This is a genomic window from Sphingomonas sp. GW821-FHT12D09, assembly GCF_058807215.1.
Genome location: NZ_JBXAQL010000004.1, coordinates 219716 through 233294, shown reverse-complemented (window position 1 = coordinate 233294; position 13579 = coordinate 219716). Strand labels below are relative to the sequence as shown.

Here is a 13579-nt window from a genome sequence, read left to right as displayed (position 1 = left end):
TTTTTTGTGCGTCGCCAGGAAGGCGGGGAAGGCGGCGGCACCGCCCTCCATTGCCGGCGGATCAGGCGACCGACAGCGCGAGCGCTCCGTCGCCTTCGTCCACCTTCACTGTCGATCCGTCCTTCACATCGCCGCGCAGGATCATGTCGGCCAGCGGGTCCTGGAGATAGCGCTGCACGGCTCTCTTCAAGGGGCGTGCGCCATATACCGGATCATAGCCGACCCGGCCCAGCCAGGCACGGGCGGCGTCGGTCAGGTCGAGCACGATCTTGCGATCCTTGAGCAGCTTGCCGACCCGGCCGACCTGGATGTCGACGATCGGCGCCATGTGCTCCGCGGCCAGCCGGTGGAACAGGATGATCTCGTCCAGCCGGTTGAGGAACTCGGGACGGAAATGCCCGCGCACGATTTCCATCACCTGCGGCTCGACACTCTCGACCGACTGCCCCTCGCCCAGATTGGTGAGGAACTGCGAGCCCAGGTTCGACGTCAGGATCACGATCGTGTTCGAGAAATCGACCGTGCGGCCCTGGCCATCGGTCAGCCGGCCATCATCGAGCACCTGGAGCAGCACGTTGAACACGTCGCCATGCGCCTTCTCGACTTCGTCGAACAGCACGACCTGGTACGGCCGCCGGCGCACCGCCTCGGTCAGCACGCCGCCTTCCTCATAGCCGACATAGCCCGGAGGGGCACCGAGCAGCCGCGCGACCGAATGCTTCTCCATGAACTCGCTCATGTCGATGCGCACCATCGCGTTGGGGTCGTCGAACAGGAACTCCGCCAGCGCCTTGGTCAGTTCGGTCTTGCCGACACCCGTCGGCCCCAGGAACAGGAACGAGCCCAACGGCCGGTTCGGGTCCTGCAGGCCGGCGCGCGAACGGCGCACCGCGGTCGCCACGGCCTTCACTGCATCGGCCTGGCCGATCACGCGCTTGCCGAGCACTTCTTCCATGTTGAGCAGCTTCTCGCGCTCACCCTCGAGCATCCGCTCCATCGGGATGCCCGTCCAGCGCGCGACCACGGCGGCGATGTCGTCGGGCGTAACTTCCTCGCGCAGCATCGCGCCCTTGGTGGTCGCCTGGGCTTCCTCCAGCTGCTTGGTCAGCGCGGGGATGGTGCCGTAGCTGAGCTCGCTCATCTTGCCGAGATCGCCGGCGCGCTGGGCCTGGTCGAGTTCGAGCTTGGCGGCCTCGAGCTGTTCCTTGAGCCGCGATTCGGAGTTGATCTTCTCCTTCTCCGCCTGCCAGCGCGACGTCAGCCCGGCCGAATGCTCCTCGAGGTTCGCCAGCTCGGTTTCGAGGGTGGCGAGCCGGTCCTTGGAGGCCGCGTCGGTCTCCTTCTTCAGCGCCTCGCGCTCGATCTTGAGCTGGATGATGCGCCGATCGAGATTCTCGATCTCCTCGGGCTTGGACTCGACTTCCATGCGGATGCGCGAAGCCGCCTCGTCCATCAGGTCGATCGCCTTGTCGGGCAGGAAGCGGTCGGTGATGTAGCGGTTGGACAGCGTCGCGGCGCTGACGAGCGCGGCATCGGTGATGCGCACGCCGTGATGCAGCTCGTACTTCTCCTTCAAGCCGCGCAGGATCGAGATCGTGTCCTCGACCGTCGGCTCACCGACGAACACGGGCTGGAAGCGCCGCTGCAGCGCCGCGTCTTTCTCGACATATTTGCGATACTCGTCGAGCGTGGTCGCACCGATGCAGTGCAGCTCGCCCCGGGCGAGCGCGGGCTTTAGCAGATTGCCCGCGTCCATCGCGCCCTCGGTCTTACCCGCGCCGATCAGCTGGTGCATCTCGTCGATGAACAGGATGATGTCGCCTTCGCCGGCCTTCACTTCGTCGAGCACGCCCTTCAGCCGCTCCTCGAACTCGCCGCGATATTTCGCGCCCGCGATCAGCGAGCCCATGTCGAGCGACATGAGGGTACGGTTCTTGAGGTTGTCGGGCACGTCGCCATTGGCGATGCGCAGCGCAAGGCCCTCGGCGATCGCCGTCTTGCCGACGCCGGGCTCGCCGATCAGCACCGGATTGTTCTTCGTGCGCCGCGCCAGGATCTGGATCGTCCGGCGGATCTCCTCGTCGCGGCCGATCACCGGATCGAGCTTGCCGGCCCGCGCCGCCTCGGTCAGGTCGCGCGCGAACTTCTTGAGCGCGTCATAGCGGTCCTCGGCGCCGGCGGTGTCGGCGGTGCGGCCACCGCGCAGCTGGTTGATCGCGGCGTTGAGCGCCTCGGGCTTCGCGCCCGCCGCCTGCAGCGCCTTGCCGGCCGCGGTGTTGAGGCTGAGCGCAAGCGCGACCAGCAGCCGCTCTACGGTGACAAAGCTGTCGCCGGCTTTCTGGGCGATCTGCTCGGCCTGGTCGAGCACCCGCACAATGTCGTTATCGAGGCCCGGCGTCTGCTGCGCGCCGCCGCCCGAGACGGCGGGGATCTTCGACAGTGCCAGGTCAGTCTCGCTCAGCGCACGCCTGGCGTCGCCGCCCGCCGCGTTGATCAGGCCGCTCGCCATGCCCTGCTCATCTTCGAGCAGCGCTTTCAGCAGATGCTCGGGGGCGATGCGCTGGTGGCTCATCCGGATCGCGACAGTCTGCGCCGACTGGAGGAAGCCCTTGGCGCGGTCAGTGAATTTCTCGAGGTTCATGCTCGTCCCTGTTGGTTCGTACCCGCGAGATAGTGTTGCGAAAATGCAACACAAGGGGCGCTCGTTACGCTGTCTGCATCATGTAGGTACGCGCGCGCCGTCGCCAAGTTGCCCGCGACCCGGCGCACTCGTTGCATGTCCGAAACCTGTAACGCCAGCGTCTCGCAACTGCCATCGCCACTACGCGATGCTGCAACGCACAAATTCTAGCCCCCGCGCAGCAGGGCATGCCGCCCTGACGGGGGAATCAGCCCATGCGTACGCTTTCCATTCTGCTCGCCGGCACGTCGATGCTGTTGTCGGGTACTGCCTTCGCCCAGGAGACGATCGCACCGGTTCCGGCCGACGATGCGGGCGCCGACCAGACTTCGATCGTGGTGATCGGCCGCGGCGAGACCCGCCAGGTCCAGCAGCTCAACAGCTCCGACATCGCCGAGCTCGCCGCCGGCACCAGCCCCCTGAAGGCGATCGAGAAGCTGCCGAGCGTCAACTTCACCGCGGCAGACCCCTTCGGCGCCTATGAATGGGCCGAGCGCGTCTCGATCCGCAGCTTCAACCAGAATCAGCTGGGCTTCACGCTCGACGGCATTCCGCTCGGCGACGCCAGCTATGGCAACGTCAACGGCCTCCATATCAGCCGCGCGATCACATCCGAGAATGTCGGCGAGGTCCGCGTCTCGCAGGGTGCCGGTTCGATCGGGACCCAGGCGACCAATAATCTCGGCGGCACGCTGGAATTCTTCTCGCGCGATCCCTCGGACCAGTTCGGCGTGCACGCCGAGGGCACCTATGGCAGCGAGAACACCAAGCGCATCTTCGGGCGGATCGAGACCGGCGACCTGGGCGGCGGCGTGAAGGCCTATGCCTCGTACGTCTATTCGGACCTCGACAAGTGGAAGGGCTGGGGCTCGCAGCGCACCAACCAGGCGAACGGCAAGATCGTCGCCCCGCTGGCCGAGGGCATCCGCCTGGTCGGCACGCTCAGCTATTCGGACCGCCGCGAGAACGACTATCAGGACCTGTCGCTCGGCATGATCAACCGGCTGGGCTATGACTGGGACAATATCTCGAACGATTACGCGCTGGCGGTGCGCATCGCCGACATCGCCAATAATCGCGGCGATACCGGCGCGCCCGTGTCGAACGTGGCGGCGGGCACGGTCTATCCCACGCCGATCGCGACGGTGGACGATGCCTATTATGACGCCGCGGGCCTGCGCCGCGACTGGCTGGGCGCGTTCGGCGTCGAGGGCGACACCGGCGGGCTCAACTTCGCGCTCAAGGGCTATTACCACAACAATCACGGCCAGGGTCTGTGGTACACGCCCTATGTCCCGAGCCCGGGCGCCGGCGCCTCGCCGATCTCGATCCGCACCACCGAATATGACATGGACCGCAAGGGCGTGTTCGGTCACCTCACCGGCAAGATCGGCGAGACCAACGAAGTGACGGTCGGCGGCTGGTATGAGAACAACGCATTCCAGCAGGCGCGCCGCTTCTACGCCCTGTCGAGCCGCACCGCGGTCACCCGCGACAGCCTGGATTTCCAGTCGGATTCCTTCGCGACGCAGTGGGACTATGACTACACCACCGACACCTTCCAATATTATGTCCAGGACAAGCTGACTTTCGGCGGGTTCACGCTGAACCTGGGCTGGAAGGGCTTCAGCGTGAAGAACTCGGCCGATCCGATCACCGCCGGCAGCCTCGCTTCGGGCGAGATCAAGGTGACCGACTGGTTCCAGCCGACCGCGAGCTTCAACTTCCGCCTTGGTGGCGGCGCCGAACTGTTCGGCGGGTTCAGCCAGGTGACGCGCGCCTTCACCGCATCGGCCACCACCGGCCCGTTCGCGACCACCCAGGCGGGCTTCAACGCGCTGCTTTCGGGTTCGACCAAGCTCAAGCCCGAACAGTCGGACACCTATGAGCTGGGCGGCCGGGTCCGTTCGGGACCGTTCACCGGGTCGCTGGCGGGTTATTACGTCAACTTTCGCAACCGCCTGCTCGGCGTCACCACCGGCGCCGGCATCGTCGGCAATCCGGTGACCTTGCAGAATGTCGGCGATGTCCGCTCGCTTGGCTTCGAGGCGACCGGCGACCTGCGCCTGGGCAGCGGCTTCGGGGTGTTCGCATCGTACAGCTACAATGACTCGACCTATCAGGACGATGTCCGCAACGCTGCCGGCACTTTGCTCGCGGCGACCAAGGGCAAGACCGTGGTCGATGCGCCCATGCATTTGCTCAAGGGCGAGCTGACCTATGCGAACTCGGGCTTCAACGCCCGGATCGGCGCCAACTATATGAGCAAGCGCTACTTTACCTACACCAACGACCAGTCGGTCGACGGCCGCGTGCTGGTCGACGCCACGCTCGGCTACAAGTTCAACCTGGGCGGGCACGGACTGGAGATCCAGGCCAACGCGACCAACCTGTTCGACAAGAAATATGTATCGACGATCGGCACCAACGGCTTCGGCAACTCCGGCGACAACCAGACGTTGATGGTCGGAGCCCCGCAGCAGTTCTTCGTGACGCTGAAGGCCGGGTTCTAGGGCTTCTCCCTCCCACGGACAGCATCCTGGAGGGGAAACGGGAAGGCCGGGGCGCAAGCCTCGGCCTTTCTCGTTTTGGAAGGGCGCTCGCCATTCCCTCGCAACCCCGAACTTGTTTCAGGGTCCAAGGTCGGGCTTGGCGGCGGCTTTTCGAACAGGTGCCACCGCTCGCCGCACATTGGATGCCGAAACAAGATCAGCATGACGAAAGTGGGGCGATCAGTTCTTCTTGGATGCCGGCGCAGGCGGCGGCACGCTTATCGTCACCACCGGCCGCGGTGCCGAAACCGCCGGCACCGGCGCATCGGCCGGGCGCGGCGCCTTGGGCGCGTCCTTGGCGAAGCGCATGCCGAAGCTGTTGCCTTCGTACCAGCGCGGCTCCTGGTCGGCATCGGCGATCTCGCGCGCGATCAAGTAGTTGATCTTGGCGAACTTGGCCCCGGCCTTCCAGTCGAAGGGCTGTTTCAGATCGTCGGAGACCTTGTGGTAGTTGGTCTTGAGGAAGTCGCGGAATGCCTTCTCGCCGCCATTCTTGAAGCCAGTGACCAGGAACACCGAAGGCACGCCCGCCTTGACGAAGCTGTAATGGTCCGAGCGCAGGAACAGCTGCTCCTCGGGCATCGGATCGGGCGACAGGGTGACGCCCATCTTCGCCGCCGCACGCTGGACGATCGGGCCCAGCGTCGAATGCTCGGCGCCGAACGCGACCACGTCCTGGAAGTCGTACAGCAGGATCGGCATGTCGAGATTGACGTCGGCCACCACCTTGCCGCTGCCGACCACCGGATAGCGGGCGAGATATTCGGAGCCGATCAGCCCGTCCTCCTCGGCGGTCAGCGCGACGAACAGGATCGATCGGCGCGGGCGCTTGCCGCTCTGGGTGAAGGCGCGTGCTGCCTCGAGCATGCTGGCCACGCCGGCGGCATTGTCCATCGCGCCGTTGAAGATCTTGTCCTCGCCTTCGACGTCCGGCTGGGTGCCCTCGTGATCGAGATGGGCGGAGATCACGACATATTCGCTCGACAGCTTCGGATCGGATCCGGGCAGCACGCCGATCACATTCTCGCTCTTCTTCACCGTGACGATGCTGGTGCGCTGCAGCGTCACGCGCTGCTTGAGCGCGAAGCTGCCCGGCATGCCGCCGGGTGCCGCGATCGTCGCATAGACCTGCGCCGCGCTCATCGGCGCGCCCTTGAACAATGCGTCTGCGGCGGCGCCCTTCACATAGGCGCCGATCCTGATCCCGGGATTTTCGCCCTTGGGGGAGCCATCGGGGGCCAGCCAGTTCGTCTGGGGCTGCTGGAAGTACATCACAGCCTGTTCCCAGGGGAAGGCGCCCTTCAGATTGTCCGGGGTGATCAGATAGAGCAGTCCGAGCGCGCCGTGCTTGCCGGCGATCGCCGCCTTGTCGAGCTTGCCCGCCATCGCTCCCGGCGGCGGGCCGAGCGTGGCGATCACGAACTTGCCGGTCACGTCGAGCCCGGCATAATCCTCCTCGCGGCCATGGCCGACGAACACCGCGTCGCCGGTGACGGTCTGCGTCTCGTCGCCGAAGCGCGGGCTGGGGGCGACCAGTATGTCGGTGCCGCCTTCATATTTCTTCGTGCCCACGGTGAGCAGTGCGGGCTTGTCGAAATCGAGCACATATTCGGCGATGTTCACCGGCTGGTACCAGCCCCGGGTACCGCCCGGCTTGAAGCCCATCGCGTCGAAGCGGCTGGAGACGTAGCGCGCGGCGATGTCGAAGCCCTCGGTGCCATTGTCGCGCCCGCCGAGCAGGTCGTCCGCCAGGAACTCGACATGCGCGCGCACTTCGTCGGGGCTGAACACCGGTTCATTCTGCTGCGCCCAGGCGCTCGCCGGCGACAGGCAAAGCGAAAGCGCGACAAGAAGCGGCGTGCGATGCATGGAAACTCCCAAAATGGCCCCAGTTTTCCGCAGGCTAGAGCAAATAGTATCGCGCGCAACTGACTTGCCTGGGTCATACACTGCGCTATGCTCGCGCCATCCAAGGTCCTGTCGGGGAAACAGTCACATGAAATCGTTCCGGATGCTCTGCAGCGCGTCGGTCTGCGCGCTCGCAATCGGCGCCGCCATGCCGGTCGCGGCACAGCAGGCGCCCGCCACTGCCGCCGCACCCGCGCCGGCCGCCAAGCCCGTGCCCGTGGCTGATCTCGTGAAGCGCGTCGACATCCCGTACGAGGCGTTCACGCTGAAGAACGGCCTGCGCGTGCTGGTCCACACCGATCGCAAGGCGCCGATCGTCGCGGTCTCGACCTGGTACGATGTCGGCTCGAAGCATGAGCCCAAGGGCAAGACCGGCTTCGCACACCTGTTCGAGCATCTGATGTTCAACGGTTCGGAAAACGCCCCCGGCGATTTCTTCGAGCCCCTGAAGCAGGTCGGCGCCACCGATTTCAACGGCACCACCAGCTTCGATCGCACCAATTATTTCGAGACGGTGCCCGGCCCGGCGCTGGAGCGCGCGCTGTTCCTCGAGAGCGACCGCATGGGCTATCTTACCGGCGCGATCACCCAGGATGTGCTCGATGAGCAGCGCGGCGTCGTCCAGAACGAGAAGCGCCAAGGCGACAACCAGCCATACGGGCTGGTCTATTACAAGATCCTCGAAGAGCTGCTCGGCACCACCCCGTACGGCCATAACGTCATCGGCTCGATGGCCGATCTCGACGCTGCCAGCCTCGACGACGTCAAGAACTGGTTCCGCTCGCATTACGGCCCGAACAACGCGATCCTGGTGCTCGCCGGCGATATCGACGCGAAGACCGCCAAGCCGCTGATCGAGAAGTATTTCGGTGCGATCCCGGCCGGCCCGAAGAGCGTGCTGCCGACGGTCACCGTGCCGACGCTGCCCGCGGCCAAGACCGTGACGCTGAAGGACAACGTCGCCGCCACGCTGGTGGTGCGCACCTGGGCGGTGCCCGGCCTGAACGACAAGGACGCGACGCCGCTCAACGTCTTCGCCTCGGTGCTCGGCGGCCTCGCCAGCTCGCGGCTCGACAATGCGCTGGTCCGCCAGGACAAGACCGCGGTGCAGGTTTCGGCCAGCGTCCAGTCGATGGCGCAGATCGGCATCTTCACCATCCAGGCGGTGGTGAAGCCCGGCACCGATCCGGCGCTCGTCTCCAAGCGGATCGACGAGATCCTCGCCGACCTGCTCAAGAACGGGCCGACCGCGGACGAAGTGACGCGAGTCGCCACCACCAAGGTCTCGGGCCGCATCGCAGGCCTCGAATCGGTCGGCGGCTTTGGCGGCAAGGCCGTGGCATTGGCCTCGGGCGAGCTCTATTCGGGCGATCCGCTGTTCTTCAAGAAGGAACTGGAAGCGACCGCCAAGGTCACGCCGGCCCAGGTAACCGCCGCCGCGAACAAGTGGCTCAACCGGCCCGCGCTCACCGTGATGGTCGTGCCCGGCGCGCGCGAAGCCTATCAGGAAGCGGTCGCTCCGGTCGTCAAGCCGGCGGAAGGCCCCAAGGCCGAGCCGGTCAAGGGTACCCGCGGCGCGCTGCCCGCCGTCGCCCCGATCGGCGATCTCGTTTTCCCGAAGGTCGAGCGCACCAAGCTCTCGAACGGTATCGAGCTGGTCTATGCTAAGCGCGATGCGGTGCCGATCACCCAGGTGGTGCTCAGCTTCGATGCCGGCGTCGCCGCCGATCCGGGCGACAAGCTCGGCACCCAGCGCCTGACGCTCGGCATGATGGACGAAGGCACGACGACGCTCGACTCCACTGCCTTTGCCGAAGCGCGCGAACGGCTCGGCGCCAATATCGACACCGGCAGCTCGTCGGACCGCACCTATCTCAGCGTCGATACGCCCAGCCCGAACCTGGCCGGTGCGCTCGACCTGTTCGCCGATGTGGTCGAGCGTCCTTCCTTCGCGCCTGCCGAACTCGAGCGCGTCCGCGTCCAGATGCTCACCGGCATCGCGCAGGAGCTGACCAGCCCGCAGGGCCTGTCGGGCCGCATGGTGCCGCGCGTGCTCTACGCCGCCGGCAGCCCCTATGCGAAGCTCGGTGCCGGCGCCGGCGATCCGGCGGTGGTCAAGACGATCAGTCGCGACGATCTCGTCGCCTGGCACAAGGCCTGGATCCGTCCGGACAAGGCCAAGATCTTCGTGGTCAGCGATCGTCCGCTCGCCGAGATCAAGTCCGCGCTCGAATCGCGCTTCGGCGGCTGGAAGGGCGAGGGTGCCGCCGGCACCAAGAGCTTCACCGCCTCGACCCAGGCGATGACGCCCAGGATCATCCTGATCGACCGGCCCAATTCGCCCCAGTCGCAGATCGTCGCGGCGCAGCTGACCGGCATCGATCCCTTCTCGGACACGCTGGCCGTGGCGACCGCCAACCAGGCGCTCGGCTCGGGCTTCCTCTCGCGGATCAACATGGATCTGCGCGAGGCCAAGCACTGGTCCTATGGCGCCGGCGGCGGCTTCTCCTTCCTGGAACATGCCGTGCCCTACACGATCAGCGCACCGGTCCAGGCCGACAAGACCGGCGAGTCGATCAAGGCGATCCAGCAGCAGGTGAAGGACTTCCTCACCACCAAGGGCGTCACCAACGAAGAGCTGACCCGCGAAGTCAACGGCTCGACTCGCGAGCTGCCCGGCCGCTTCGAAACCTCGGACGCGGTGCTCAGCGCGATGCAGCAGAACGACATCCGCCGCCGTCCGGACGATTATTTCGGCACGATCGCACAAAAATATCGCACGCTCACCGTGCCCCAGCTTGACGCTGCGGCACGCGCGGCTCTCGACCCGAACAAGTTCGTTTTCGTGGTCGTCGGCGATGCCGCGAAGGTCCGGCCGCAGCTTGACAGCCTCGGCCTGCCTGTTGAGGTGGTCCCCGCAGCTTCGCTGGCAAGCACCAAGCCGGCCGGCAACTAATCAGGAGAGAAACCATGGCGAATGTGGATGGCAGCTGGAACACGGTCGTGAAGTCGCCGCTGGGCGATCAGGCGGCGGTGTTCACCGTGACCAGCAACGGCGACACCTTCACCGGCACCTTCGCCGGCGCGATGGGCAATGCCGAAGCCAAGGACGGCAAGGTCGATGGCGACAAGCTGACCTGGTCGATGGACGTCTCGGTTCCCATGCCGATGACGCTGACCGGCGAAGCCACGGTCGATGGTGACACGCTCACCGGCACCGTGACGGCAGGTGCCTTCGGCGCCTTCCCGCTGACGGGCACGCGCGCCTAAGCACGCGGCCGTAGGGCTAACGAAGCGCCCGTCCCGCACATGCGGGGCGGGCGCTTTGCGTTTGGGAACGACGCGGAAGCGCGAACAAGGCTCAGGGGAGCCACGCCCCGCTTCCGCAAGACACGGCGCCAGCGGGAACGGCACCGCGCCTTCCACGATCGGTCCGCCACTGGACAACGAGAGCGGACGATGGACCGGTCGCTGGCTGTGGCACCACCGAAGCCGATGCCGCCTTGTCGCGTGGCCATGCGCAGCGCTGATGGGGTCGGTGAGGAGAAATGGTGCAGGGGCGAGCGTTGCGCCTACCTGCGGCTCCGCTATGTGCTGGACCGCAGTCACAAAAGGGGAAGACATGGCGGGCGGTCTGGTTGCGTTGCTGGATGACGTTGCGGCGCTGGCCAAGCTGGCGGCGGCATCGCTCGACGATGTCGCGGGCGCGGCTGGCCGCGCGGGCGCCAAGGCGGCGGGTGTGGTGATCGACGATACTGCGGTCACGCCGCGCTATGTCGTCGGCCTCACCCCCGATCGCGAGCTGCCGATCATCTGGAAGATCACGCTTGGGTCGCTCCGCAACAAGCTGCTCTTCATCCTGCCGATCGCGCTGCTGCTCAGCGCCTTCGCGCCCTGGGCGGTGACGCCGCTGCTGATGGTCGGCGGCTCCTATCTCTGCTTCGAGGCGGCCGAGAAGATCATCGAGGCGCTGACCGGCCATCATGCCGAGGAGGAAGTCGCCGGGATCGAGACTGCGGCGGAGTTGGAGAAGCGCCAGGTAACCGGGGCGGTGCGCACCGATTTCATCCTGTCGGCCGAGATCATGGCGATCGCGCTGGCCGAGCTGCCCACCGCGTCGCTCGGCATGCGTGCCGCGGCGCTGGCGGCGGTGGCGGTGGCGATCACTATCGGCGTCTACGGCGTAGTCGCGCTGATCGTGAAGATGGACGATATCGGCCTGCACTTGAGCAAGCGCCCCTCGAAGGGTGCCAAGCGGTTCGGCATGGGGCTCGTCCACGCGATGCCCGTGCTGCTCCAGGCGCTGTCGCATATCGGCGTCGGGGCGATGGCCTGGGTCGGCGGCGGCATCCTGCTCCACGGGCTGGAAGTGTTCGGACTGAACGCGGTCCCGCATTTCGTGCATCATCTGGCGGAGGTCGCCGGCCATGCGGTGCCCTTCGCCCAGGGCTTCGTCGAATGGCTGGTCGGCGCGATCGGTTCGGGGATCGTCGGGCTGATCGTCGGCGGGGTGATCGTCGGCGCGATTCACTTGACCCCGCGGAAGAAGGCTGCGGCGGCCCACTAGACCCTAAACCGTCATCCCCGCGAAGGCGGGGATCCAGGGTTTCTCTGCCGTGTCGCTCTTGACTCTGGATCCCCGCCTTCGCGGGAATGACGAATGAAGGGTGACGAGGCTCAGCCTCGCTTCACGCGCGTGACATGCCCCATCTTCCGCCCCGGCCGGGCATCGCCCTTGCCGTAGAGGTGGAGATGCGTCCCCGGCTCGGCGAGCAGCTCCTCCCAGCGGTCGACATCGTCGCCGATCAGATTGTCCATCTCGATCGCCGTGCCGGTCAGCCCGGTCGAGCCGAGCGGCAGACCGCAGATCGCGCGGATATGGTTCTCGAACTGCGAGCACTCGGCGCCTTCGATCGTCCAGTGCCCCGAATTATGGACGCGCGGCGCCATCTCGTTGAACACCGGGCCCTCGTCGGTCGCGAAGAACTCCAGCGTCAGCACCCCGACATGGCCCAGCGCCTCGGCGACCCGGCCGGCAAGCGCCGCTGCCTCGGTCCAGTGGCGCGCGATCTCGGCCGGAGCCGGCACGGTCGAGCGGTCGAGGATGCCGTCCTTGTGCTCGTTCCACGGCGGCGGATAGCTGGCCAGCGACCCATCCACGCCGCGCACCGTGATGATCGAAAACTCGTGCGTGAACTCCACGAAACCTTCGAGAATCGCCGGCCGCTCGCCAATCTCTTTCCAGGCCGAAGCCGCATCCGCTGCATCGCGGATACGCACCTGGCCCTTGCCATCATAGCCCAGGCGCAGCGTCTTCAGGATCGCCGGCGCGCCGATCTCGGCCATCGCGGCGTCGAGCTGCTCGCGCGTCTCGACCAGCGCCCAGGGCGCGGTCTTGCCGCCTAGGGCTGCGACGAACGCCTTTTCGCGCGCGCGGTCCTGCGCGATCGACAGGCTCTGCGCGCCGGGGCGCACCGGCACCTTCCCCGAGAGAAATTCGACCGGGCCGATCGCAATATTCTCGAACTCATAGGTCACGACGTCGCATTGCGAGGCCATCTCATCGAGGACGATGCGGCTGTGATAATCGGCGCGCGTGTAACTGGAGGCAGTCTGCGCGGCGACACTCTCCTCATCGGGTGCCAGCACATGCGTGCGGTATCCGAGTTGTGCGGCGGCAACCGCGAGCATCCGGCCGAGCTGGCCGCCGCCCAATATGCCGATGGTCGATCCGGGAGGAAACGCGCTCATTCGGGGTCGGTCGCCACGCTCTCGGTCTGCGCCGCGCGCCAGGCCTGGAGGCGCTGGCTCAGCGCTTCGTCCGAAATCGCCAGGATCGCGGCGGCGAGCAGCCCGGCGTTGATCGCGCCTGCCTTGCCGATCGCCAGCGTGCCGACCGGAATGCCGCCGGGCATCTGGGCGATCGAGAGCAGGCTGTCCATGCCCTTCAGCGCCTTGGATTCGACCGGCACGCCGAGCACCGGGAGATGCGTCATCGACGCCGCCATGCCGGGCAGATGCGCCGCACCGCCGGCCCCGGCGATGATCACCTTGAGCCCGCGCTCCGCCGCGCTGGTGGCATAGTCATAGAGCCGCTGGGGGGTCCGGTGTGCGCTGACCACCTTGGTCTCGTGCGCCACGCTAAGCTGGTCGAGGATCCTGGCGGCATGGTGCATCGTCTCCCAGTCGGAGGTGCTGCCCATGATGATGCCGACCAGAGGTGCCACGCCTTGCCCCATGCTGTTGGAAGCGCGGTTCCTAGAGGCGCGGGCGGGGGAGGGCAACTCCTGGTGGCGCAAGATTGGAAGAGTTTGGGCGGGGATTTCGCAGTTATGGTGCTTTTCGTATCCGCGCAGGCGGCGCTCAAAGCGGCGAGAAAGTTGGTTCATGGCTGGTCTCCCGGTTGAGAGACCAGCCTTGGCTCGTATCGCTAGCGTCG

At 66.3% G+C, this 13579-nt stretch carries 8 protein-coding genes; 4 read left to right on the top strand and 4 right to left on the bottom strand.

Annotation, left to right across the window (positions count from 1 at the left end; translation table 11 throughout):
• Nucleotides 1-61: 61 nt before the first annotated feature.
• The gene (gene clpB / locus AC1RPL_RS18335; RefSeq protein ID WP_493071376.1) at nt 62-2641 is read right to left on the bottom strand and encodes an ATP-dependent chaperone ClpB; all 2580 of its coding nucleotides are present in this window, start codon (nt 2639-2641) and stop codon (nt 62-64) included.
• A 254-nt stretch (nt 2642-2895) separates the two neighbouring features.
• On the opposite strand from clpB, the gene AC1RPL_RS18330 reads away from it, so the two are divergent.
• Nucleotides 2896-5193, top strand: a complete 2298-nt coding sequence (locus tag AC1RPL_RS18330) for a TonB-dependent receptor (protein WP_493071374.1) — start codon at nt 2896-2898, stop codon at nt 5191-5193.
• A gap of 219 nt (nt 5194-5412) precedes the next feature.
• Here the strand turns inward: AC1RPL_RS18330 and AC1RPL_RS18325 are convergent, their stop codons facing one another.
• Complete coding sequence (locus tag AC1RPL_RS18325; protein WP_493071373.1) at nt 5413-7101, bottom strand: M20/M25/M40 family metallo-hydrolase; 1689 nt, start codon at nt 7099-7101, stop codon at nt 5413-5415.
• Between the two features lie 127 nt (nt 7102-7228).
• On the opposite strand from AC1RPL_RS18325, the gene AC1RPL_RS18320 reads away from it, so the two are divergent.
• From AC1RPL_RS18320 to AC1RPL_RS18310, 3 genes are all read left to right on the top strand, one after another.
• Nucleotides 7229-10096 carry a M16 family metallopeptidase gene (locus AC1RPL_RS18320; RefSeq protein WP_493071371.1) on the top strand — a complete coding sequence of 956 codons (2868 nt, stop codon included), beginning with the start codon at nt 7229-7231 and terminating at the stop codon, nt 10094-10096.
• Between the two features lie 14 nt (nt 10097-10110).
• On the top strand, nt 10111-10410 hold the full coding sequence (locus AC1RPL_RS18315; protein WP_493071369.1) for a hypothetical protein: 300 nt from the start codon (nt 10111-10113) through the stop codon (nt 10408-10410).
• A gap of 352 nt (nt 10411-10762) precedes the next feature.
• Complete coding sequence (locus AC1RPL_RS18310) at nt 10763-11707, top strand: DUF808 domain-containing protein (protein WP_493071367.1); 945 nt, start codon at nt 10763-10765, stop codon at nt 11705-11707.
• A gap of 110 nt (nt 11708-11817) precedes the next feature.
• On the opposite strand, the gene AC1RPL_RS18305 is transcribed toward AC1RPL_RS18310, so the two are convergent.
• Both AC1RPL_RS18305 and purE read right to left on the bottom strand, forming a co-directional pair.
• Nucleotides 11818-12891: a 5-(carboxyamino)imidazole ribonucleotide synthase gene (locus tag AC1RPL_RS18305; RefSeq protein WP_493071365.1), complete on the bottom strand. Its 1074-nt coding sequence runs from the start codon at nt 12889-12891 to the stop codon at nt 11818-11820.
• Nucleotides 12888-13343 carry a 5-(carboxyamino)imidazole ribonucleotide mutase gene (gene purE, locus AC1RPL_RS18300; RefSeq protein WP_493071795.1) on the bottom strand — a complete coding sequence of 152 codons (456 nt, stop codon included), beginning with the start codon at nt 13341-13343 and terminating at the stop codon, nt 12888-12890. Before purE ends, AC1RPL_RS18305 begins: the two co-directional genes overlap by 4 nt.
• Nucleotides 13344-13579: the final 236 nt, after the last annotated feature.